Below are 24,507 nucleotides of genomic sequence, written 5' to 3' on the forward strand. Positions count from 1 at the left end.
AGACCCGGGTGGGGCTTGGACGGATGATGCTGACGGTGGCGGATCGAACGGAGATCGCCGTCGGCAGACGGGCGGGGATGACGGTCACCGCGATCGCCGAGCAGATCGGCCGGGACAAGTCGATCGTGTCGCGAGAGATCAAACGCAACGCCACCAATGCCGGCACCTATCGCGTCATACACGCCGACAAGCAAGCGAAGGCACGACGAGCCCGCCCACAGACCAGAACGATCGACACCGACTCGGTACTCGCCGAACGAGTACGATCCGACCTGCGCGCATCGCGGACACCCAGACAGATCGCTGGCCGATTGAAACTCGAGTCCGAAGACTCCACAGTGGACCCCATGACGGGATCACCGAACGCCCACGGACGCCGCATTTCACACGAATCGATCTATCGGTGGATCTACGCTCTCCCGAAGGGAGAGTTGGCTGCTCAGGGCATCCTGCTGCAGTCCAAACGCACCGTGCGCACACCGAGGAAGTCGGCCGGTGAGCGATCAGCGCGGATCGTGGGCATGGTCAGTATCGATGACCGCCCCGAGACAGCATCTGATCGGCGGGTGCCGGGCTGGTGGGAGGGGGATCTGATCGTCGGGAAGGCCGGCCAGTCCGCGGCGGTAACACTGGTGGAACGCACGAGCCGGTACACGCTGATCCTGGGTCTGCCAGACGGGAAGAAAGCGTCGGGTGTTGCCGATGTGCTGATCGATCACCTGCGGGGACTACCGCAGTTCATGCGGAAAGGGCTGACGTGGGATCAAGGCACTGAGATGGCTGAGCATGCCAGCGTCACCGTCGCCGCCGACCTGCCGATCTACTTCGCTCATCCCCGCTCACCATGGGAACGACCTACCAACGAGAACACCAACGGCCTGATCCGCGAGTACCTGCCCAAGGGCACCGAGATCCCGTCCGACCAGCTCTACCTGGAAGCGATCGCCCGCGAGCTCAATGAGCGGCCACGCCAATGCCTGGGCTTCTACACCCCGAGGGAAGCCTTCGAACGCCTACTCAAAGACAACGTTGCTTCCACGATTTGACACCGCCAGGCTCTTCGGATCTAAGAGTGCGTAGGTGAGGTTCGGGACGAGCGCGGGCGACCACAAGATGTAGGCGGGCCCTGGGTGTGATCATGGAAGTTCCTCAACAACCCCGACGCACACCACAGGACCCATGGCTGAGCTTACTTCCGATGTTGCCGACACGATCTGCCGAACCGTCGAGTTGGGCGTGACGATCACCGGTGCGGCCGTCGGCGCCGATGACCGGACCCACATTTTCTGCGAGGTCCTCGACCCCGATCGACGCTGCCCGGACTGCAATATGGCAGGTCAACCACGCGATCGGGTCGTACGGGTCCTGACCGACACGCCCGGGTGAGTCCCCTGGAGTGGTGGGGTTTGGTGGCTCGCTGAGGGCGGTGGACACGCCGGAGAGCTTGGTGTCGCCGTTGGGGTGGGCCATCGCGTGATGATCAGTGAGTTACCTCACAAGTGACTCAACTGAAAGGCAATCACGCGATGACCCACGACCATTCTGCCCTGCTCGAGCAACTGACTGAACTCGGCACACTCCGATCCGACGAACTCGGTCTTGCCGGAGTGCTCCCGGAGATCCTGCGGGCTGGCTTGCAGGCCCTGATCGAGGCCGAGGCGACAGCGGCGATCGGCGCCGGCCGTTACGAGCGCTCGGCGGACCGAACGACGGTCCGAAACGGGCATCGACCCAAGACGATCTCAACGCCGGCCGGTGATGTGCGGGTGAAGATTCCCAAGCTGCGGGCTGGGTCGTTCTTCCCGGTCCTGCTGGAACGACGCCGCCGGATCGACAAGGCCCTCTACGCGGTGATCATGGAGGCCTACGTGCAGGGTATCTCGACCCGCAGTGTCGACGATCTGGTGCGGGCCATGGGCGTGGACTCCGGGGTCTCCAAGAGTGAGGTATCCCGGATCTGTGCAGGTCTCGACGCTGAGATCGCCGAGTTCCGGGAGCGTTCACTGACCCACACCGAGTTCCCGTATGTGTTCTGCGACGCCACGTTCTGCAAGGTCCGTGTCGGCGCGCACGTGGTCTCCCAGGCGCTGATAGTGGCTACCGGTGTGTCGATCACCGGCACCCGCGAGGTCCTGGGTACCGCTGTCGGGCAGAGCGAATCGTACGAGTTCTGGCGCGAGTTCCTGGCAAGCCTGAAGGCCCGTGGGCTGCACGGGGTGCATCTGGTCATCTCTGACGCCCATGCAGGATTGAAAACCGCTGTGGCACAACAGTTTACGGGTGCCACGTGGCAACGGTGCCGCGTCCATTTCATGAGGAACCTGCACGGAGCGGTCGCGGCGAAACAGCAGCCCGTCGTTACCGCCGGAGTGCGGACTATCTTCGCTCACACCGAAGCGAAAGATGTTGCCGCGCAATGGGATCAAGTCGCCAACACCTTCGACGGGCCGTTCCCCAAGGCGGCAGCGATGATGCGGGACGCGAAAACCGACGTGCTGGCATTCTCAGCGTTCCCGAAGCCGCACTGGCAGAAAATCTGGTCGAACAACCCGATCGAGCGACTGAACAAGGAAATCAAACGACGCGCCGACGTCGTAGAGATCTTCCCGAACCCCGCCGCGTTCCTCCGACTCGCGACCGCCGTCGTGATCGACGCACACGACGAATGGCAAGTCACCCGCAGATACATGTCCGAGGTCTCCATGGACGAGCTACGCGAGGTCCTCGCCGAGAAGGACAAGGCCGCCGCACTCCTGGACGCGCAAGCCCACATCGCATAGCGTTCACAACGACTCGTTGATCAGAACGCGTGACTCTACGCCCGATCCGAAGTCCACCACCCCAAGGGGCACTATCACACGCCCGCCGCCGGCTATCCAGTCCTCCTGCACGTGGCGGTTCCGCGGTTCGTCTGCCACACCAGCGACTGCTCCAGGTCGGTCTTCCGCGCGAGGATCGACCACATCGCCCGACCGCGAGCAGTGGTCACGACCAGGACCGAACGCTGGATTTTGCAGCGCATCGTGGTCGACAAGATGAGCGTGGCCGCCGTGGCCGCGAACCTCGCGATCTCGTGGAGCACGGTCAACCAGATCGCTACAGACGCCGCTCGCGCCTTGGTCTACGACGGCGACCACCTCGACGGGGTCCGCTGCCTCGGTGTGGACGAGCACAAGTGGAAACATGTTCGCGGACAAGGGGAACCGAGTTTCGTCACGGTCCTGATCGACCTGACTCCGGTCATCGACGGGACCGGCCCGGCACGGCTGCTCGACATGATCGGCGGACGATCCAAACAGGTCCTCAAGCAGTGGATGCAGGCGCGAGACCAACGGTTCCGGGATCGGATCAAGGTCGTGGCGATGGACGGATTCACCGGCTACAAGAGCGCCACCACCGAAGAACTCCCCACCGCTCGGGTGGTGATGGATCCGTTCCACGTCGTGCATCTGGCCGCGACGAAATTGGACCGGTGCCGGCAACGGATCCAGCAGCAGGTGTGTGGGCACCGGGGCCGTAAAGACGACCCGCTCTACAAGATCCGCCGGATCCTGCATACCCGCACCGAACTCCTCACCGACAAGCAGAAGATCCGACTGTTCGAGTCGTTGACCAGCCACGACGCACACGCCGCCGTGGAGATCACCTATCAGGTGTATCAGCAGCTCATCGCCGCCTACGAACACCGACACCGCCGCGAGGGCAAGAAACTCATGTACAAGATCCTGCGACGGATCCGCACCGGACTACCCGCCGGCCTGACCGAGCTCGCTCAACTCGGACGAAGCCTATGGAACAGGCGCGCCGACATCCTCGCCTACTTCGACACCGGCGTCTCCAACGGACCCGTCGAAGCCATCAACGGACGCCTCGAACACCTCCGCGGAATCGCCCAGGGCTTCCGCAACCTCGACCACTACATCTTGCGGTCCCTACTGCATTCCGGTCAGCTCGCCGAAAGGGTCAACGCACTCTGAAATACGAAGAGCCGGCAAAGGCTGGTGGCAAGCTGGGCTCCTGGTCGGCGACCACGTGGTAGAACCACTTCGCGATGTCGGACCATGAGGTGGGTGTGGCTGAAGAAGTAATCGCTCATCTTCGCGTGGGCACCTTGGTTGTCGGCCACCGTGCGGGCCACGGCGAACTCGAAGTCCGGTGACTCGGTGAACTGCTGGCGGCAGCGATGATGCGGACGCCAAAACCGGCGTGCTGGCAATGGCTGGCCGGAAGAAGCATTCCGCGGAGGACGTCGTCCGCAAGCTGCGCCGCGCAGACGAACTTGCTGACGCGGGTAAACCGGCTCTTCGGATCTGAGAGTGCGTAGGTGAGGTTCGGGACGAGCGCGGGCGACCACAAGATGTAGGTGGGCCCTGGGTGTGATCATGGAAGTTCCTACACGTCCCCGACGCACACCACAGGACCCATGGCTGAGCTTACTTCCGATGTTGCCGACACGATCTGCCGAACCGTCGAGTTGGGCGTGACGATCACCGGTGCGGCCGTCGGCGCCGATGACCGGACCCACATTTTCTGCGAGGTCCTCGACCCCGATCGACGCTGCCCGGACTGCAATATTGCAGGTCAACCACGCGATCGGGTCGTCCGGGTCCTGACTGACACTCCTGCCGCCGGCTATCCGGTACTCCTGCACGTGGCGGTTCCGCGGTTCGTGTGCCACACCAGCGACTGCTCGAGGTCGGTCTTTCGGGCGAGGATCGATCACATCGCCCCGGCACGGTCGGTGGTCACCGCACGGACCGCACGCTGGATTCTGCAGCGCATCGTGGTCGACAAGATGAGCGTGGCCGCAGTCGCCGCCAACCTCGGTATCGCCTGGAGAACCGTCAATACGATCACCACAGAGGCCGCTCGCGGTCAAGTCCCGAGTAGTGGTGTAGCGCTGCGATCCTTCGTTGGTGCTGGTTAAGCGCTGAGTTCGTGGGTGGTGTCGGCGTTTACCTCGATTCCGGTGGCGGGGACGGGGGTGAGTCGGCTTTTGGCGAGGATGTCCAGGCCGAGGTAGCGGCGGCCTTCTGCCCATTCGTCGGTCTGTTCGGCCAGGACTGCGCCGACCAGACGGACGATCGCGTCACGGTTGGGAAAGATCCCAACGCTGTCGGTGCGGCGTCGGATCTCCCGGTTGAGGCGTTCGTTGGGGTTGTTAGACCAGATCTGCTGCCAGAGTCCTTCGGGGAAACCGGTGAAGGCCAGGATGTCGGCTCGAGCGGTGTCGAGGTGATCGTGCGCGTCAGGCAGTTTGGTGTCGACGTAGTCGAGCAGTCGGTCGAACTGGGCGTTGACCGAGGCGGCGTCGGGCTGGTCGTATACCGAGTGCAGCATCGCTTTGACTGCCGGCCACAGACTTTTCGGGGTGACGCTCATCAGGTTCGCCGCGTAGTGGGTGCGGCAGCGTTGCCATGCTGCCCCGGGCAGGTTCGCTGCGATCGCTTCGACGAGGCCGGCATGAGCATCGCTGGTTACCAGCCGGACTCCGGTCAGGCCGCGGGCGACCAGGTCGGCAAAGAAGCTGTTCCACGCCACTGTGGTTTCCGCGGTGGCTACCTGCAGGCCCAAGACCTCTCGGCGCCCGTCGGCGTTGACCCCGGTCGCGACCAGCACGACCGCGTTGACCACGCGACCACCTTCACGGACCTTCATCGTCAACGCGTCCGCGGCGACGAACGTGAACGGGCCCGCTTCACTCAAGGGGCGGTGCCGGAACTGCTCGACGTGCTCATCGAGATCAGCGGCCATCCGCGAGACCTGGGACTTCGACAGCGAGTTGATCCCCAGTGTCTTGACAAGCTTGTCCATGCGGCGGGTGGACACCCCGGCGAGGTAGCAGTCAGCGACCACGGTGATCAACGCTGCTTCGGAGCGTTTGCGCCGCTCGAGCAGCCATTCCGGGAAATACGTGCCCTGCCGCAGTTTGGGGACAGCGACATCGATCGTTCCGACCCGAGTATCGAGGCTCTTCGAAGTTGAGCGGGCACCTCAGCAGTGAATCTGGATGCCTGCCCGCTGTTTGCGGGTGCAGTGGAATCGTATCCGGCGTCGTGAGTTCTCGAGGTTCCGGAAGCCACATGCGGCGCGTTTGACCTGTTTGACGAGCCGGTTGTAGCCCTCTGTGCGGGCGTTGGCGATCGTGGTGCCGATGAATGCCGCCACCGCTGGCTACCACTTCTCGATCGTGGTTGCGAGCTTGACAACTTCTGGCAGATTCACCTGAGCGCATAGGTCCAAGAACTTGTAGAACTGGTAGGCCAGATGGTGGTCGTCGGGTCGGCTACGGGCCAGCGCAAGCAGGCCACGTAGTTCTTCCTTCACGATGTAGGCGGCCAGTATTTCGTTGCCAGGATCTTTGGCGCGCAACGCATTCCACATTTTGGCGTAACTGTGCTCGGAGAGGCGTTCACGGGCGGTGAGTAGGCGGCGCCGGTTCGCCCATTCTGGATCGACTGCCCGGCCACGGCGCCCACGCTGATCCCAAGTGACCCGCCGCCGAACCGCGGTGACCATGTCGTTGGCGAGCTTGATTACATGGAAGTGGTCGACCACCAGCTGCGCATCGGGCAGTGCCTGGGCTGCGGCGGCGGCGTACGCGGCACACGGATCGATCGCAACGTGGGTGATCGAGGACCGAAACTCAGGACTCTGCTTGGCGAGCCATTGGGCCACCGCCATCGAGGTGCGGCCGGTGACCTGCCCGAGTAGGCCCTGATCGCCCGCGAGGTCGACGAATCCAGTGTCCCACGGATCTATCCGATACCAGCGGCCATCAGGGTCGCGTTCCCAGCGTGGCCGGCCCCGACGAGTCTCATCGATCCCGAGGACCCGTACTGGTTGCGGCTGCTGTAGAACGCGGTCGGCGACCTCGCAGAACGCGGCATGGGCGGTCGGCCAGGACACCCCATGCGCGGCGGCAACCTCGATGACCGAACGTGCCGCATCTCCGATCGCCAGGCCCATCTGCTCGCGCAGCCGTCCGGTGGTGCGTCGCCTGGCCGGCACCTGATTGATGGCCTCGGTGAACGTGCTCCGCTCGCATGCCTGGTTTCGGCAACGCCAGCGAATCTTGTTCCAGCGCAACAGGATTGGGTCAGGGCCGTACCCGATATCGCGTGGCGTAGTGATTGTCCTTTCCTTCACCGAGGACGATCGATCCCCGCAGTCAGGGCAACACGCCGCGCCCCCATCTGCGGTGACCACATCGACCACCCTGGTGCGATCTGGCCGTCGCTCGACCCCAACGACCTGCACACCTTCCAGACCCAGCAACAACGACGTAGGCTCGGACACGGCCCCTGCCCCTCTTTCGATTCTTGAATGCTTCGCAACATCCAGAATCACGAAGGTCAGGGGCCTTTCACGTCAACGACACGCGACCGCCCTGACCAGGGACTGCCCGTTCAAGATCGAAGAGCCAGTATCGAGGGCGCGGTGCCGGTATCCGTTGCGCTGGTTGGTGCGCTCAGCTGATCGCTGCCCCCATTCAGCGCCGCATACCGCGTCGGCATCAGCGGAGAGCAGGGCGTTGATCACAGCTTGCAGCAGTTCGCGCATCAAGTCCGGCGACGCATCGCTCAGGGCTTGGCTCAGCAAGCCCGAAGGGTCGACAATGTGTGGTGCGGTCATCGTGATGACTCCGTTCGAGTGGGTTGTAGGAGATTCCTCGAAGGATCACACGGTGACCGCTCCCGCTCCGAGCAACGACACGCTGCTCGTCATGGTCCCGGTCACCGGGCTACACCACTCTATGGGGCACTACTCGAGTCGTTGACCAGCCACGACGCACACGCCGCCGTGGAGATCACCCATCAGGTGTATCAGCAGCTCATCGCCGCCTACGAACACCGACACCGCCGCGAGGGCAAGAAGCTCATGTACAAGATCCTGCGACGGATCCGCACCGGACTACCCGCCGGCCTGACCGAGCTCGCTCAACTCGGACGAAGCCTATGGAACAGGCGCGCCGACATCTTGGCCTACTTCGACACCGGCGTCTCCAACGGACCCGTCGAAGCCATCAACGGACGCCTCGAACACCTCCGCGGAATCGCCCAAGGCTTCCGCAACCTCGACCACTACATCTTGCGGTCCCTACTGCACTCCGGTCAGCTCGCCGAAAGGGTCAACGCACTCTGAAATACGAAGAGCCGGTCAACCTTCAATGCGCTCACACAAGCGATAGCCGCGTGGCGGCCGGGCGTGGGTCAGTAGCTGGTGGCCCTTCAACCGCGAATGGACCTCGCAAGCGATGGCGGATCATGGAACCGACTGAATCGGTAGCAAATGACGAGTCACGGCGTGGTGTCGCTGACCACGAGAGTTGCCTCGTCGTTCTCCGCATTGCTAGGGACTTTCAAGAAGGCGGCGTACGAGGAGCAACCCGAGCTCGAGACAGTCCGCTGACGGGCTGTTCGGAGATGGTCGAGGCTAGTTGGTCAATCTGGATGAGCAGTTCGGCCGGCGGAAGAGCGAGATCCAGAGTGTGGCAGTGGATGGCAACCGCACTGCCGCGCACGATGTGCGTCCTGGTTGGCTCATTGCCCTTGGCATAGACGAGGTGGCCCTCGGACAATCCGAACACGGTGCAGTAGGCGAGCACCTGATAGAGGTCGGCGTTGGGGAAACCCTCGGGGCGTTCTGCTTTGTACTTCGCGTCGACTACGCCGAGGACACGGTTGCCGTCACCGAGCCAGACGAGGTCGGGCTTCATCGTCACTTGGCGGTCGACGTCGAGATGGCTGGTGAATTGGGTGGCAGTCCGATGGCCGCGGTCGCCGAGCTCCTCCCCGAGGGCGGTACCGACGAAGTCCTCGAAGATCCGCCACATATCGAACATGAAGCCGGTGACCGTCAGGTCCCCGACGCGCTGTTCAAAGGATTGGGCGCCGAGCACGATCTCCGCGAGGCGGAGCGCGTCGTGATAGCGCGTGTTCAGTCGCGATGCGTGCCACTCGTCAAGTGGGGCACCGCGAACCGGGGCGGAGACATCGCTGAGCAGACGTCGAAGTCGCAGCAACCGGCGGCGTGCATCGAGCGACAGGCCGGCGACACCTAGGAGCCGCAGGGTCGCAGCCAAAAGCAGACGGTTCTCGGCGATGTCGACGGTGAAGTCGTCGTACTCCACGGCTAGTGGCACCGGTAGGCCGAATCGTCGCGTCATCTGCTCGGTGGCCAGCACGCGCCCGCGTAGCACCGGCAAGGTGTCGGTGACGGTCTGGTAGCCCTGCAGCAGTCCGACGTCGGTCGCGCGGGTGGCCAGCCTCGAGAAGACTTCGGCCAATGCGGGGAACAGCTCGTCGTCGCGCGCCAGCTCGACCGGGTCGTCGCGCCAGACCGGACGGCGGGTGTAGCCGAGCAAGAAGATCAGTCGATTCAGATCGGTGATCTTGGGACGCACCAGAATTTGGAGATCGCCGACGGAGACGGCCCCGATCTTGCTGCCGGGGGCCACCTCGTAGACCCCGGATACGAGAGTCGGGGTGGCGGTGGCAAGGCCCAGCCCGCTGATGGCTTGAAACTCATCGGCGGTCAGCGTCGTTCGCTGTGCGGTCCCGCCCTCCGTCAGGAGAAGTTGACGAGGTGTCGTCATCGTGGGTGTCTCAGACGTCGTTGCCTGGGCCAGTGGAATCGGTGACATCGGTGTCAGGATCCGCGTGCTGCGCAGCTACCGCCTTCCGGATGGCGTCGAGGCCGTACCGAGAAGACACGTCGACGCTGCGGTCGCCGTAATGGAACTCCTCCAGCAGCGGGAGAACCGACGTCTTCCACACACGTTCCAGACCGCCGTCGGTGAAGACCGCCGCTCGCATGAAGTACGACGGCCCGATCTTGAAGTCCTCATCGTCGATCAGCGCATTGAGTTGATCGAGAAGGTCCGCCACCTCCTGCGGGTGGCCCTCCTCGCGCAGCCAGGACCGAAGGATGCCGCTGGTAGGTTCTTCCGCCGGATGCAGCGGCAGGAAAGCGAAGCGCCGGCGCATCGCCGCGTCGACCAGCGCGATGGACCGATCGGCGGTGTTCATGGTGCCGAGCAGAATCACATTGCGCGGCAACATGAACGGCTCGGAATCGGCTGAGCTGTAGAGCAGATCGATGCCCTCGTCGCGGTACTCGAGAAGGAAGTAGAGCTCGCCGAAGATCTTTGCGAGATTGCCCCGGTTGATCTCGTCGATGATCAGGACGAACGTGGCATCGGGACTTTCGTTCGCTTTGTCGACCAGCCGTCGGAGTGGACCCGGGCGCAGCTCGAACCCGACCTGGCCGGCGCCCTTCTGCGCCGGGCGGTAGCCCTCGAAGAAGTCTTCGTAGGAGTACGCCGGGTGGAACTGCACGATCTTGACGTTCGACTCGCCGACCAGGTAGCCGGCGAGTTCTTTGGCCAGATAGGTCTTTCCGGTCCCGGGCGGTCCATAGAAGATCAGCTGCGGTCGATCCCTCAGCAGCGTGACGCACTCCTGTAGCCAGGACGAAGGGACATGCAACCGAGTGGCGAGCTTGTCGTCCGGGTCGGGAATGTTGAGTCCCTTGGCCGGGGTGAAGTCTGGGCGCTGGCCCATCAACTCCCGGATGGTGTCGATATGAGAGGTCAGGTCGACCACCTCGCCCTGGGAGGCCAGGCGCGTCGCGAGGTCTTTCGGCACCTCCTCGTTGCTGATCGGCCGGGTGTTCCAGCTGACGGGTCGGCGCAGATTCGACCGGCCGTCGCTGCTGCGCACGTGTTCAGCCTCGCCGGTCACCGTGCCGATATGGACGCTTCCGCGGCTACTGGTGACGATGAGGTCGCCAGGGTGCATCCGGTTGAGGAACGCGTAGAACTCATCGGCTTTGTCTTGGCGGACTGAGTAGGAGGACGAGCGGTAGTCGTCCTCGACGATCTTGCGCAGTGTGTCCTTGTCGATGCCGGTTTCGACCTCCCGGAGGAACTTGGCCGACAGTGAGACGGTGCCCTTACGCCGCCAGATCGGCACCATGTCCCGGCCGTTGACGCCGGAGCCGTATACCCTCCAGGCGTGCGTCACCTCGTCGGTCGGCTCCGGGTCGGGCGAGGAAGGCGGCTGCCAGATCTCCTTCCACGGGGAGATATAGAAGTCGACCGGACCGCCCTGGGCGTCCACCATCGCGCGGTAGATGTCGTGCAGGTCGACGTCGACGTCGCCGGGCAGACGATCGAGGTAGTCGCCGGCGAAGGCGTCGCGAATAGCGACCCGGTCCTTGCGGGCCACGATAGGCAGGAAGAAGTCCGGGAACGCCAGGTACAGCAGGCTCTGGCGTTGAGCGGGCTGGGATTCCTTAGGAGTGGGGCTGACCAACGCGCGAAAGGCCAACGGGTCGGCCAGAATGCGTTCACGTTCCGCGGCGGGGAGGCTACGAATCTCCAGACCGAGTTCGATCAACACACTGAGCTGCGCCCACCGGTAGGTCTTGAAGGCAACACCGCCGCCGAAGACGCCGCGTGACAGCGCTGCGGCCACCTCGCTGGGAATAGCGACCGAGGGGCGGCACTTGGCTAGCACCTTCTCGATCAGCTGGATCTTCTTGCCCGGGGTGTAGTCGTCCAGCGGCAGCAGGTTGACGGTGAACAACTCGGCGAACAACTGGATTGCGTTCGACGACGCCGAGGCGAGTTGGAGATCGAGCTTGCTGAAGAAGTCAGACGAACCCGCATCGGGTCGGTCGACGAACATCTTCTTGAGCTCCTGGAAATACTCCACCGTCCAGATTCGGCGACCTGGGGTGAATACCGATTCGCCGTCACCGAACCCCTCATCGATGAAGCGACGGCCGATCAGCTCCACCGCCGGTGCGCCCGGCCGGTCCATACTCGCGCCCTCGATGGTCACTCCCCGTCTCCGTTCATTGCCGCTGCCATCGCGTCATAGTTTGCCAGGATGAGCCGTTTGGTGCGGTACTCGCCGAACTCGGCCTCGTCCTTGCGTTTGACGATCGGGAACGTGTCCAAGATGTAGTCCACGTCGTTCCGGTTAATGCCGTACATGTGGAAGAACGCGGCATCGAGTTCTGCGCGAATGTTCTTGCGGGTCGAGTCCGACAGCCCCCCGTCCAGCGCTTCAGTTCGTGCGGAAGTCCACTGATCCAGACTGCTGCCACTCCACCGGTGGATGGTAGTGAACATTGATGGCGGCAGAATGGGGAGTTGCTCCACAGTGCCGAAAGTCATATTCTGGCCACCCAGTTTTTGGCGAGCGACGTAGTCGACGGCGAAGGTGCTCATCATCGTCACCAATAGAGCTGATTGGTGCGCCGTCCGCATGATTGGAAGACTGTTTCCGACGCCAGAACGTGGGAATCGAGATGCGATTAGCGTACGTTCATTCGTCGCATTGCTAATCCAGCGGTAGCCAGCGAAGTAGGTGGCACGGGGGTCTCTCGGGAGTTTCTTGTCCACTGCTAATTCCGCCACCCAGTACCGCGGTATGGCGCCGAAGGAAGGATCGGCCTTTTCGTCAGCAGTGACGAGGCGGGTGGTGCCGTCGGGCTCGTAGGTGGCCCACCGGTGGTCAAAGTGATGGATCATCTTGGCCTCGTAGAGCGGGAGCATTCGTTCGGGCTGTCCGCCGCGATGCCCCTCGAAGACGTTGCCGTTGAGGACCCAGCCGTCGGCTTCGAGTTGCTCGCGGGTGTGGAACAGATGCGAGTCGTTCGACATATCGAACATTCGCATGAACTTAATGCCCCACGGGTTGCCGTTCACCGGGTCGTTCTCGTTTATCAGGACGGGGACTCGTCGATAGATGCCCAAGGTGATCTCTGCGTCGCGGCGTGACCGGAATACCGGGCAGGTGCCGGTGTTCGGGTTCAGCAGGGTGATCTCGTCTGGGGTCAAGGTGAAACAGGTATCCGGCCGTTGCAGATCTGTGGGGTCGTGCGCGAAGAAGGCGAAATCGGCGCGCGGCTCGTGAGTGCTGCGGCCGGCTAGGGTGAGCAGGCAGAATTTGAAACTGCGGTGCACGCCGTCGAACAGCGGGCGCGAGTTCTCGAAGTCGTACAAACTCACGATCGAGCCGCTGGTGACCAGATCCTTGAAGAAGTACTGTGTGGTCGCATCGGTGGCGATTCCGGTCGGGAGGATCACACCGAGGCGGCCTCGTCCGGCCAACAGACTTCGGTCGGCCTCGGCGAATACTGCGTAGGTGTTGATGTCACCGCGGCCGGTCAACGGGTAGCGCCCGGAATTGCGCAGGATGTGGGAGGTCCCTTCGGCTCGTCGCTTCTCGGCGACGAACGACTGGTACAGAGCTGGATTGTTTTCCGGCAGGTGCGCGATCAACCGTTTGCGGGCCGCAGCGTTCGGCGCGGTCGCAATCTCCGGATCTCGGGCGGCGAAGAACTCCTGCTCTTGCAGCTTCACTCGTTCCCACGGGGGATTACCCAGGACCACCGAGAAGCCGCCGGCCCAGCCGGTCTCCTCGTCGACGGCGTCTCCGGGAGCTGCCGTGGTGGGGAACAGGTGCGGGAACTCCAGGTGCCAGTGGAAGAATCGGTACTCGGCGGTTAGCCGCGCGACGTGTTCCGTCTGTCTGGCGTCGAGGTCGTGCCCGGCGCGCAGCGCAATGAGGGTCGCCTGTGTGACAGGGGTAGGGGCTCCCGGATGGAGTGGCCACACGAAGGCGGCGCACCACGCATCGGCGAGCAGTCGAGCTCGTCGATACTCGGTGGAATCGGTGTACGCGCGCATTCGGACTGCCTGGACGTGGACGTCGGACAGCGACAGCGCCTGCGTGCCGATCACGTTCTCCAACTGAGCACCCAGGCCGGTGTTCGCGGTGATCGAGGCGCCCAGGTCGAAAAGACTGCCCTGGTTGCCGCGTTCGGACTTGTTCGCCTTCGCGGTTGCGGTGGCGATCTGCTTGACGTCGCCCTCGATCGGCTTGAATGCGGCGTCGGGCAGATCTTCGGCCAGCAGCCGTGGGGTGGCGCCGATCAGAGCGTTGCCCACCTTGATCTGCGCATCCAGGTAGGTGAGCGGGCGCCCCGGTTCCAAGGCCTCCATCCACAACGACACTTTCGCCAACTCGGCGGCCAGCGGATTGATGTCGACGCCGTAGATGCAGCTCGAGACCACTTCGCGCATGGCCGAGCGCACCTGCTCCGGTGCCGGTTCGGGATCTCCGGTGCGGATCGCCGCGACCCGTTTGGCGATCCTGCGGGCCGCACCGACCAGGAAATGTCCGCTGCCACACGCCGGATCGCACACGGTCACCGCGAGCAACGCTGCCACCGACCCCTGGGCGTCGTCGGCGGAGACGACCGCGGCGTCGAGCACAGGGTCCAGCGCGGTGTCGAGCAGCGACTCCACCAGGGAGGTCGGGGTGTAGTACGAGCCGGTGTCCTTGCGTTGATTGCCCGAGGTGATGTCGAGGGTGTAGCGCTTGGTCGCTGGATCCCACTGGGGAACGAACTCCAGGAGCGCCTCGTAGATGCTGCCCAGCTCCTCCGCACCCAGATTGCGGTAATCCACCACGCGCAGCGCCTGCGACTTGGGTTCGCGCACCAACGACAACGAGCGCACCGCCGCGAGGAGGGCCTCGTTGGACAGCTCACACTCAAGGAGAAGGTTGTCGAGGTCTCCGCGCTCGAACAAGCCGCCGAGACCGGGAAGGCCCAATTCGGGGTGCCCTTGTTCGCGACCCAGGCCTTCCCACACCAGGGTCAGTGCGCGCCAGCGATCGGCGTAGCGGCCGCCGCGGCGCCGCCGGGCTGTCGTGCGCAACCGCGCGGTAGAGAAGTAGTCGGCATACCGCTGCCGGGCCTCGGGTGTCGCCGACGGATCGAGCAGCGCATCGCGGTCTTCGGCCACAAAGGTGAACAGCAGCCGGTAGACGACGCGAAGCAGTGCGTGGTTGACATCGTCCACCGAGAGTTTTCCAGCGGCCAGATTGCCGCGCAGATCGGTGTTGGTCGGGTGGGTCAGAAAGCCGCTGCCCAAGGTGCGGAGCGCATCGACCACACCGTCACGCAGCAGGTTCAACGCACGCGAACCTGATTCGACGGCCTCAGTGCGCCACTGCTCCAGCCGGCACGAGGCCGGGCCGATAGCGTCATCGCGGATCTCCACCCGCGACACCTGGCACAAGGTGTACAGCAGTAGGAAATCGGCGAACAAGTCGCCGTCGAAGATCGCTTCCAAGTCGAACTCGACGTACGCCGAACCCACCAGCGAGGTGGAATCGCGCAGCAGCCGAAGTACCTGTCCGTTCGACAGCATCGCCCACAGGTGATCGTCACTGCGATTGAGTAGTTCCTGCACCATCGACTGTGGCGACGACCCGGCGGCACCGGCCAGCCCCTTGGTGCGGGTGTCCAGCGGAGTGCCCCAACCGAGCAGATGGATCGGAGTGGCTTCCCACAGGTGGGACACCGGGAAGGAGTGTCCATCCACATCGATACCGCCGCGGCCGGTGGTCGGTACGCGGCCGTAACCGAGCTGATCGAGCAGCACCAGCAGGAAGCGCTCGCGGGTCAGCGACGCAGTCGGTGCGTCGACGGGGAGCGCCGCGAGCGCCTCCCGATAACCGGTCCAGACACCCCGCAGGTATGCCCACACCCGGTTGGCGGCGTCGCGCACCGACTCGCCCGTGGCCAGGTGGAAGTCGTTGGCCGACAGCACCTTCCCGGTCGGGTCGAATCCGGCCGCCAGTGTCGATGGCAGATCGGCGGGGAGGAGCCCACCTTGGATTCGGATACCGGCGAAGTCGCCGTCGGACAGCGGTCGTGCACTCACTGCTGTGCCTCCACGATCGGCGGAACAAAGACGAAGGCGCCCAGCACATCGGCGTTCGGTTCGACTTCCACGCGCAGGCCGCGGACGATCTCCGCGGATGCCTGCCGGACACGACGGTGCGCGGCCCGCAGATGATCGGCCAGCGCAGCTCCGGTCTGATCCAGGTGTGCTGACAGGTCCGGCAGGCCGTTGAGCGCACGGGAGATGAACTGCTCGGCCTGGAGAGTCGGGACGTTACCGCTGGGGGTGGCCGCCAGCAGGCCGGCCGCGGTGGCATCGTCGAGCCATCGCGCTTGTGCCGGGGCTCCCTCGAAGGCGAGGGTGGCGACGTCCTCTGCGATCAACTCCCGGGTTCCCGAGCGGGACGGCAGCTCTAAGTGAAATCGGTACCTCACCACCAGCAGGGTGGTGCGGGTACTCACCGTCGCGGTCCGGATCACCGCACACCGGCGTGCCGGGCGCAGGGCGGGGTCGAGGGCCGAGTCGAGGGCCGATTCGAGCACATAATGCGCGATGGCCTCGACGCTGGGGTCGGTCCGGTTCAGCACGGCCTCGCCGCGTCGGACCGGAAGGTCTGCGGAAAACGGGAGTGGATCGTGACGCCCGAGGGGCAAGGCATCCTGAAGCCCGACCGGCAACGGTGCGAGGGTGGCGGTGAAGCCCTCCTCGGTCGGAGTGATCGTCGAATGCAACGCCCGCAAGGCGTGCTCGACACACGTCGCTACGTCCTCGTCAGTGCCCAGAGCGGCGCGCGCCACCGCCACCTCGGCCGAGACCTCTTCCGGCTTGATCGCGTGCTGGGCGTACTTGGTCTGAGCCAGCCGTTCGCGTTCGGCGGTCGACTCCCACTCCCGGTAGAGCGATTCCTGCTTCTCCCGTACCCCCAAGTCGAGGGACAACTGCTCCGCATCCTGGCCTCGCAGCAGCAGCCCCTCCATCAGTGCCTCGAGGACGGCCGAGTTGTTGTCGGGAATAGGCACCGACACGCCCGTCGCCCGACGGATCGCCTCGTGTTTGCGGAGCAACACCTCGAGGACGATGCCGTCGATCTGATTGTCGCGGCCGTACAGAGTGATCGCCCGTACCTGGTCAGCCCGCTGCCCGAACCGATCGACTCGGCCTTCGCGCTGTTCGTGGCGCGTCGGATTCCAAGCCAGGTCGTAGTGGACGACGGCTTGGAAGCTCTCCTGGAGATTCACACCTTCCGACAGGCAATCGGTCGCCACCAGCACGTGACGGCCTTCGCTCGCGGTCAGTTCGTCGATCCGGGCCAGGCGTTCTGCGGGTGGGAGCGTGCCGGTGACCGCTCGCACCGCGACGTTCTTGCCAAGGGCCTTGTCGAGGTGTTCGGCCACATACTCGGCCGTGTCGATGAAGCGGCAGAAGACGATGGGATCACAGCCCTCGGCGAGGAGCGCTTTGACTTCCTTGACGAGTGCGCCGATCTTCTTGTCCGCCTTACCCTCCAACTTCTTGGCGTCGTTGAGGAAACCGCGCAGCCGTCGAGCCGCGGCTCCACCCGGTTCGTCACCGGTGTCGGCGCCAGGGGTGGTGTCGGCTGCTTCCAGCGCTTCGTCGTCAGCTTGATCGAGGACCATCGCGCGGCCGATCGCATCGGCTTCGGCGGGTGAATGGGCGGCCGCCGACGCCGCGCGGGTCCGCAGCGTTTGCGCAGCGGCCCGCGGTGAGGAGGCCAGTGCCCGCAGAAGCGCCAGAGCCGACCACCAGTTGACCCGCTTGGTTAGGTCGCCCTGATCGGTGCGCACGGTCTCTCGCGCGTAGTCGAGGACCTTCTCGAACAGCGCCTGGTATTCGGGCGACAGCGCGTACGGAACCTCCTTGATGAGTCGGTCCTTGGGGAACGGAGTGTCCTCGTCGAGATAACGCCGGATATCGCCGCGACGACGTTGGACAAAGTGTTTGGCCAGTAGTTCGCGGCCGCGCCGATCTTCCAGATCGACTGTGGCCAATGCTGGATCGAGCAACCCGAGGAGGTTCCGGAACGCCTCTTCCTTGCCCGAATGGGGGGTCGCGCTGGCGAAGATCATGTGGCGTTTGCGGTCCGCAGACAGATCTCGGATCAGTTCGTAACGCTGGGTGCGTCCGGCGCCACCTTGGCCGACCGCAGTCACACAGGTGTGAACTTCGTCGACGATCACCAAGTCTGGGCAGGTCCGCAGGAATTCGTGCCGCCGTCGGGCACTCTTGATGAAGTCGGTGGACACCACCGTGATCGGGTAGCGCTCGAAGATGGACTCGGAGCCGATCCGGCCGCGTTCGAGGCGGCGGACCGTCGACGGCAGAACCAGCTCGGCTTCTAGCCCGAACTTCTCGCGCAACTCGGACTGCCACTGCTCGGCCAGCGCCGGGCTGCACAGCACCGACAGTCCGCGCGCGTCGCCGACGGCCAGCAGTTCAGTGGCGATCAACCCGGCCTCGATCGTCTTACCGATACCCACGTCGTCGGCGATGAGCAGACGTACCACGTCTTGACGCAAGGCCATCATCAGTGGCACCAGCTGGTAGGCGCGGGGCTGGACGGCGATGGAGGCCAGTGAGCGGAACGGTCCGGCGGTGGACCGGAAACCGATGCGCAGTGCGTTGGTGAGAAGCTGGGCGCTGAAGTGATCGCCAAGATCGGCGGGCTCGGGCGGGGGAAACGCTGCAGGGGCCACCCCTTCGGTGACGAACACCCCGGCGATGTCGTCGTCGAGTCCGCCGAGGGGGCGCAGCACCAAGAAGTCGTCGGTGCTGTTGGGCAACACCACCCATTCACGACCGCGTGCGGAAACCAGATTGCCCGGAGCGAACCCCATTGCCTACGTCCTTCCTGCGCCGAACACGGATCTGTTCGCACGTACTTCAGTGAGCCAATCGCCGTTCTCGAGGAGTCGAAGAACCGACCAGCCGTGGTCGAGAAACTCATCTTCGGCCGCTGCATCCCGTCCCGGACCGGCCGACATGTCGGCCGAGTCGATCAGGACCGCGGTGCCCGATCCTTCGCCGTAAAAGGCGAAGTCAGCCGATGCCGTGCCCACTGAAAAGTGCACGGCGTCGGGGAGGCGGAACTCGTTGGCCACCAGGAACTCCACGAATCGCCGTTCGGCTTCGGTTCGGCAGCGGGACAGCGCGGCAGCGGCAGCCGCATCCGCGCCGACGGTCTGTGTCTCGGGAGTGGTGCGCGCTGAGGCCAGCGCCAACAGTAGATCCCGGATGGCGTGGCGGTCGATCAGCTGGTGATCCGACTGGTTTCCGTACGACAGTAAGCAGTCGTAGCAGGCCTTTTCGCAGCGCTCCCGCGCGGTGTCGGCGTGGGCCAGATCGTCGCCCGTCCGACTGAAGTGGGCGATCTCCAGTGCCCGCTGAGCCGCCCGCGCCAGTGCGTCGGGCTCCGCGTGCAGCCGCCGCAGGACCCCCGCGCCGCCTTCGGCGGACTCGGTGAACAGCATGCGGGCCCGTTCGGCAGGATCAGGGAGGGCTTCGCTGGACAGCTCGGAGTCCTCGAGCTGGAACTCGGCCTCCATACCGCGCTCCAGCGCGTAGCGCAGCGTGGTGGCGACCGTCTCGTCGACGCTCGCCGACAGTCGCACCACGGCGATGTTGCGGGTGTCCTCCACATAGGGGATCACCTTGGCCTTTGTGGGCGTTTCATCGGCTGCCGGCAGATCGTCGTCCTGCGGTGTGGCATCGGCGGCGGCCTTATCACTGAGCCAATGGCCTTTGACCGTGTCGAGCCAGTAGCCGAGCACGTTGGGATTCTTCCGTCGGCGACGCCCCAGATTGGTTACCCGAACCGTGGCGGTGTCGCCGTAGGTCAGTTCGGCGAGGGGACCGTCGTTGCCGACGACGGCGGCATTCACTCGACCGGATCGCGGGCCGTGCTGGCTGAACCGGAACGACGTCTCCATTTCGAACCCGGCCCGACGACGCTCCTCCTCGTCGGACGAGATGCGTTCGCGGCGACGGGTGAAGACGGTCTGCATGCGCATCAGCTGAGTGCGCGGTGGTGCCAGGCTCGCGCTGCAGTTCTCGCACACGTCCAGCCCTGCCTGCCGCTGATGGTGATAGCCGCACTCCTCACAGCGGCGCGCATCCTGCAAGTCCACAGTCCCGATACCACCGGCTGCCATCGGGATCTGCACTCGCTGGACCTCGTATCGGGCGCCCTCGTGGTAGATGAGCGAACCCGGGCCGAACTCGCTGATTGCGAGGAAGCGGGGACGCTGCAGGTAGTCGCCGCCGTCGCCGCGTCCGGCGGCCGATCGCACGCCGGGAATGTAGGCCGCCAACGGCAGCCGCGGGAAGCTGTACCCGGGTAGGAAACCTTCGGAGGCGAAGTATCGGTAGGTGTAGAAGTCCGAATGGCCGCGGTCGGAGTCTTCGTTTCGCAGCAGGCGGAGCTGCTGTTCGGCCTCACGACGCCGCGACTCGGCGGCCTTTCGGGCTTTGGGTAGCGCTGATGTGTCCAGGACGATCCGGTTCTGCTCATCCTGGTCGGCCATTGCTGCTTGATACAGGTCCCGCCACCGGTTGCATGCGGCGTCGAAGGAACGCGGTGCTGCGCCGATGACCGTGGCCACCCACTGTTCGTGCCACCACGGCGTCCGCTCCAGGTCCTCGCGCAGCGGCAGAGTGATTTGCTCGGCACGAGCGATGGCTCGGGTGATCGCATCCGGATCGCCGATCGCCGTGGCGAGATCGGCGTTGATCGGCTTTCCTGGATCGCCGACGTCCAGTAGCTGCGGCATCCGCGACCGCAAGTCGGCGCCGGTCTCCGACAGCCACAGTGCGTGCAGATGCGAAGCGAGGAGGGCCTCGTTCGTCAGGTCCAGACGCGGCGCAGCCACTGAACCGGCGACCATGTCGCGCGACCGGCGGAAGTAATACTGATCATGGGAATTGCCGGTGGCGCAATAGGTGACGACCAGGGCCGGCTGCCCGGACCGGCCGGCCCGGCCGGATCGCTGCGCGTAGTTAGCCGGGGTCGGCGGCACATTGCGAAGACCGACGGCGTTGAGGCTGGCGATGTCGACGCCCAACTCCATGGTGGGGGAACAGAACATCAATGGCAGTGCGCCGGAACGGAATTCGTCCTCTCGCTCCTGTCGATCGTGCGACTCGACCTGGGCGGTGTGCTCGCGCGCCCGCAGGCCCGCGAGAGAGGCGGCGGTATCCCGGTACAGGTTTTGGAAGAAGGGATTGATCCTCAATCCCTGGTCGGCGGCGGCCGTTCGACGCAGCGGATCCGGCGCGCCGGCAACACCGTTGCCGAGAGCCCAGATGACTGCGGAGGCTTTGAGTCGGTACGTGGGGCCGTCGGCTGGCGTATTCGTGGCCTTGTTCAGAAGTCCGACGCGGGCGAGAACGTCGAGCAGATGCTCGATCACTTCTTGCGCGTCTGCGGTGTCGAGTGCGGTGCCGTCCAGCCGGCGCAGACCGCTGCGGTCCTTGATGTAGCGGCCCAGGGCGGAGCGGCCGGTGAAACGTACTTCCTGGCGGGGGCGGCCGGGGGAGCCGCTGCGGGTGGACACACTGGCCACGATGGGAGCGATGTCGCGGGAGGCGAGCGCCCACAACCCAGTCAGGTGCTGATCTGAGGACCTGCGGAGTCGTTCGTAGCCGTCGAGGGACAGGCATTCGACGTCGATCGCCAACTCCCGTCGGAACTCGTCGAGGACGATGCGACACAGATCTTCGCGCTCGCCGCTGCGCGCTGACGACAATGGGGCCGCGGTGGCCCGCCACAAGTCGGAGTCGCCAGCGATCTCCGGCAGCGACTCGTAGTCGATGCGTAGGAGTCCGGTCTGTTCCAGGTTCGGCATGGTGACCCGCCAGCCGCGCTGCAGATCCGCATACAGGCGGTATTCGATGAACCCGGCGAAGGCGCGCTCGGCCGCCGCTCGTGCACCGTACTGGGCGTCGGGAGTTTGGGCATACGAGTCAAACGGGAGGCCCAGCGCTGCAACGGTCTGCTGCGCCACATCGTCGTGGCGCAGCGAACCGCACTGCGTCAGCGCGCGGTGCAGGGCTCCGCGCAATTGCACCACCTGGACGAAGTCATTGAAATGACCGGCCTGCAGGCTCGCGTCTTGGCGGTTGTCGACAAAGGTGAGGAGCTTGCGGGCGTCGGCGGGCAGGGCGTCGGCAGGCATTTGTTTCAGGGATCGGACGATGGACGCCGACAGGACCGAGACCGCTGAACTACGGCCCTCCGCGTCAAGCGTCGCGAGCTTGGCGAAGTCGCTCCCGCGTGCCTGCTCGTAGGAGATCTTGCAGCGCAGGCAAAAGCGGAAGGGCGACGGGACATACGTCATCGGGAGGCCGTCGTCAGTCTCGGCGCCGTCGAGACCGACGCGCACCGGTCGCGGCCGGTGCTTGCTGAGGCGGTCGACGATCTGACCGTCGGCGATCCACGAGTCCGGGTAACGGCCGTCGGCGATCGGATCGGCCGGCCACGGCTGGTCGGTGGACACATAGAGGTAGCCGTTGGCGTCGTCACCACCACTCGCATCCCGGTCGCGTCGCGGTCGGTAGCGCACGGTGTTGCGCTGTTCGGTGCGCGCCACCACCAGATACTCCTGGCCGCACTCGCGGCAGAAGGCCAACGGCATCAGCGCCTTGTGCGGCTCGCCGGGCACCACGACCTGGTATGTCGACGTGACGTGACGGATGTCCTCGGGCTCGATCGACACGTAGACGGTGTCGCCCTTGGACAGGAACTGGTGCAGTCGGAAGGCGAATAGCGGGCGCCCCGTGGTCGGATGAGGCTGCGCCGATCCCGCCATCAGCGTGGCCCGGATCGCGGTCTCGCATTCGTCCCGGGTTTGGCCAGTCAGGCCGGCGAGCCGGGCGGAGGCATCGTGCACGGTGACGGGTCGTCGACGGACGATCGCGCCAGTGGCATCGTCGATGGCCAGACCGAACTCGGACTCGATCCAGGTCACCAGTGGGGACGCGGCGAGCTGCTGATAGTCGCCGACAGCGCCACCGGCCAGGATCTCGCTGTTGAGGGTCGACTCGTCGGCCGAATCTCCGATCGTCGCCCGCGCCAACGTCTCACCGATCACCCGGTCTGGAGTCACCTCAGTGCCGAAAACCTGACTGGCAACCTGCGCAACGACTGATCGCTGATCGGCTGCGGTGCTGGCGCTGGCCATCGTCGCCGAGGTTCCGACGCACTGCAGATTCGGCGACTGACAAGCATCGCGGACCCTGCGGACCAGCATGGCGACGTCGGCGCCCTGACGCCCCCGGTAGGTGTGCAGTTCATCGAGAACGAGGAAGTGTAGCCCCTGGGCGGCTTGCACCAAGCGGCGCCGCTCCTCGGGCCGAGTGAGCACCAACTCGAGCATCACGTAGTTGGTGAGCAGGATGTCCGGCGGATTCCGGAGAGTGGCCTGCCGTTCCTCCGCGGACTCTTGACCCGTGTAGCGGGCGAAGGTCACCGGTTCGCCACCTTCGCCGAATCCGTAGCGCAGGAACTTCTCCAACTCGCCGACCTGACTGTTGGCGAGCGCATTCATCGGGTACACGATGATCGCCTTCACGCCGGGCGGCTTCGGATCCATCCGTAGGACGCGATCGACGATCGGGATGATGTACGCCAGCGACTTTCCCGAACCGGTGCCGGTGGTCAGCACATAGGACTGTCCCGTACCCGCGGCCTCGATCGCCTCGCGCTGGTGGCGGTGCAGCGTGATCGGTCGACCGCCCGCGTCGTCCGGGCCGGACTTCGGCCGGAAGATCCGTTCGCACTCGGGGTGCAGCAGACCCTCAGTGACGAGTTCGTCGATCGACCCGCCGGAGGCGAACACCGGGTTGAGGGAGAGCCACGGTTCCGGCCACTGTTCATTCGACTCGGCCAAGTCGTCGATGTGTTGGCGAATTGTCGGGTCGAGAACGTCGACCGACGACGACGTGAAGGAGCGATAATCGTCGATCATCTGACCGTGCACTCCGAAGACGTCCATGCTCCCCCCATCTAGGTCGTTCAATACCTGCTTCGACCGCAAGGCATTGCGACCAGCCTCACACTATCGGTGCATGCCGACACTACTTGGCGTCTTCTGCGCACATGCCCCAGGGGCCACACCCGAACCGGTGGCCGCGTGCTGCTACTCCTGCTGGTCAGAACTCTGTGTCGGCTCGGCCGCACCTTGGCTGACGTCGCCGAGGCCTACCGCAATGAAGTGGGGCAAATCCGAAGGGAAGGACGCGCCGCCGCGCCAGTGTTTTAGGTGCGCGGCAGCGCGTCGAGGAAGCCGGTCAGGCCGTCTTGGTCAAACTGCTGAACGGCACGGACGCGACGACAATGCCGAGCCCCGCGGCGAGCCACATCGGTGCGCCGATTGCGGCGGTGAGCAGGAACGTGGGCAGGCCGAGGATCGCGCCCCAAACGACGGCACCGACATACGCCATGCGGGGGAATGCTCCACACAGCGCGAGGATCGCTCCGACGGTGAGAACCGCCGGCCACAAGCCTGCCGTGAGCCAGACGACGAGCCCGAGCATGGAGAGGCCGCCCGCGGGGGCGACGGCGAACTTCGCAGCCGCTGCGACCAGAGGCAACAGAATCAGGGCCATGATGAAGGCGATGGGGATGAACATCGGAGTTCCTTTCGTTGGAGGTGGACGAGCGGAACTAGTGGAACACCGGGGTGTTTTTGGTTGCGGCACTTGTAAACGCGCTGGTCAAGCGATGGAGGGGTGTGCTGGCAACTGGTGAAACCAATCGGTGGCCGCAAGCAAGGGCGGAC

Annotated in this window: 8 protein-coding genes and 7 pseudogenes; 6 read left to right on the plus strand and 9 right to left on the minus strand. The window is 64.7% G+C overall.

The window, feature by feature from the left end:
• Positions 1 to 26: 26 nt before the first annotated feature.
• From MUG78_RS10970 to MUG78_RS10990, 5 genes and pseudogenes are all read left to right on the plus strand, one after another.
• A complete protein-coding gene (locus MUG78_RS10970; RefSeq protein WP_246996808.1) occupies positions 27 to 1,046 on the plus strand; it encodes an IS30 family transposase in 1,020 nt (339 codons plus the stop codon).
• Between the two features lie 133 nt (positions 1,047 to 1,179).
• A pseudogene (locus MUG78_RS10975) lies at positions 1,180 to 1,380 on the plus strand (ISL3 family transposase); the annotation flags it as partial.
• 146 nt (positions 1,381 to 1,526) lie between these two features.
• Positions 1,527 to 2,780 (plus strand): IS256 family transposase, encoded by a 1,254-nt coding sequence (locus MUG78_RS10980; RefSeq protein ID WP_246996975.1) that lies wholly within the window; start codon positions 1,527 to 1,529, stop codon positions 2,778 to 2,780.
• 78 nt (positions 2,781 to 2,858) lie between these two features.
• Positions 2,859 to 3,977 (plus strand): annotated as a pseudogene (locus tag MUG78_RS10985) (ISL3 family transposase); the annotation flags it as partial.
• Between the two features lie 446 nt (positions 3,978 to 4,423).
• Positions 4,424 to 4,882, plus strand: a pseudogene (locus MUG78_RS10990) (helix-turn-helix domain-containing protein); the annotation flags it as partial.
• A 41-nt stretch (positions 4,883 to 4,923) separates the two neighbouring features.
• Here the strand turns inward: MUG78_RS10990 and MUG78_RS10995 are convergent.
• The 3 pseudogenes from MUG78_RS10995 to MUG78_RS11005 form a co-directional block, all read right to left on the minus strand.
• A pseudogene (locus MUG78_RS10995) lies at positions 4,924 to 5,976 on the minus strand (IS256 family transposase); the annotation flags it as partial.
• A gap of 18 nt (positions 5,977 to 5,994) precedes the next feature.
• Positions 5,995 to 7,350, minus strand: a pseudogene (locus tag MUG78_RS11000) (ISL3 family transposase).
• 75 nt (positions 7,351 to 7,425) lie between these two features.
• Positions 7,426 to 7,635, minus strand: a pseudogene (locus tag MUG78_RS11005) (transposase); the annotation flags it as partial.
• Between MUG78_RS11005 and MUG78_RS11010 the strand changes: the two are divergent.
• Positions 7,582 to 8,145: pseudogene (locus MUG78_RS11010) on the plus strand (transposase); the annotation flags it as partial. The pseudogenes MUG78_RS11005 and MUG78_RS11010 overlap by 54 nt on opposite strands.
• A gap of 217 nt (positions 8,146 to 8,362) precedes the next feature.
• Here the strand turns inward: MUG78_RS11010 and MUG78_RS11015 are convergent.
• The 6 genes from MUG78_RS11015 to MUG78_RS11040 all read right to left on the minus strand — a co-directional run bounded on the left by MUG78_RS11015 (position 8,363) and on the right by MUG78_RS11040 (position 24,358).
• Entirely contained in the window at positions 8,363 to 9,646 is a 1,284-nt protein-coding gene (locus tag MUG78_RS11015) for an McrC family protein (RefSeq protein WP_246994742.1), read from the minus strand.
• The gene (locus MUG78_RS11020) at positions 9,609 to 11,849 is read right to left on the minus strand and encodes an McrB family protein (RefSeq protein ID WP_246994744.1); all 2,241 of its coding nucleotides are present in this window, start codon (positions 11,847 to 11,849) and stop codon (positions 9,609 to 9,611) included. The genes MUG78_RS11015 and MUG78_RS11020 overlap by 38 nt, the downstream gene beginning before the upstream one ends.
• Complete coding sequence (locus MUG78_RS11025) at positions 11,846 to 15,751, minus strand: Eco57I restriction-modification methylase domain-containing protein (protein WP_246994746.1); 3,906 nt, start codon at positions 15,749 to 15,751, stop codon at positions 11,846 to 11,848. The genes MUG78_RS11020 and MUG78_RS11025 overlap by 4 nt, the downstream gene beginning before the upstream one ends.
• On the minus strand, positions 15,748 to 18,567 hold the full coding sequence (locus MUG78_RS11030; RefSeq protein ID WP_246994748.1) for a DUF8741 domain-containing protein: 2,820 nt from the start codon (positions 18,565 to 18,567) through the stop codon (positions 15,748 to 15,750). Before MUG78_RS11030 ends, MUG78_RS11025 begins: the two co-directional genes overlap by 4 nt.
• A 3-nt stretch (positions 18,568 to 18,570) precedes the next feature.
• Positions 18,571 to 23,721, minus strand: coding sequence for a DEAD/DEAH box helicase family protein (locus MUG78_RS11035; RefSeq protein WP_246994750.1), 5,151 nt, complete (start codon positions 23,719 to 23,721; stop codon positions 18,571 to 18,573).
• A 295-nt stretch (positions 23,722 to 24,016) separates the two neighbouring features.
• Positions 24,017 to 24,358, minus strand: a complete 342-nt coding sequence (locus MUG78_RS11040; RefSeq protein WP_246994752.1) for a hypothetical protein — start codon at positions 24,356 to 24,358, stop codon at positions 24,017 to 24,019.
• Between the last annotated feature and the right edge of the window lie 149 nt (positions 24,359 to 24,507).

The organism is Gordonia alkaliphila, from assembly GCF_023017165.1.
GTDB lineage: Bacteria > Actinomycetota > Actinomycetes > Mycobacteriales > Mycobacteriaceae > Gordonia > Gordonia alkaliphila.

What these genes read in the sequence shown, in the direction of transcription:
- MUG78_RS10970 (WP_246996808.1), top strand. Translation starts at nt 27, where the DNA reads ATGCTGACGGTGGCGGATCGAACGGAGATCGCCGTCGGCAGACGGGCG.
- MUG78_RS10980 (WP_246996975.1), top strand. Translation starts at nt 1,527, where the DNA reads ATGACCCACGACCATTCTGCCCTGCTCGAGCAACTGACTGAACTCGGC.
- MUG78_RS11015 (WP_246994742.1), bottom strand. Translation starts at nt 9,646, where the DNA reads ATGTCACCGATTCCACTGGCCCAGGCAACGACGTCTGAGACACCCACG.
- MUG78_RS11030 (WP_246994748.1), bottom strand. Translation starts at nt 18,567, where the DNA reads ATGGGGTTCGCTCCGGGCAATCTGGTTTCCGCACGCGGTCGTGAATGG.
- MUG78_RS11035 (WP_246994750.1), bottom strand. Translation starts at nt 23,721, where the DNA reads ATGGACGTCTTCGGAGTGCACGGTCAGATGATCGACGATTATCGCTCC.
- MUG78_RS11040 (WP_246994752.1), bottom strand. Translation starts at nt 24,358, where the DNA reads ATGTTCATCCCCATCGCCTTCATCATGGCCCTGATTCTGTTGCCTCTG.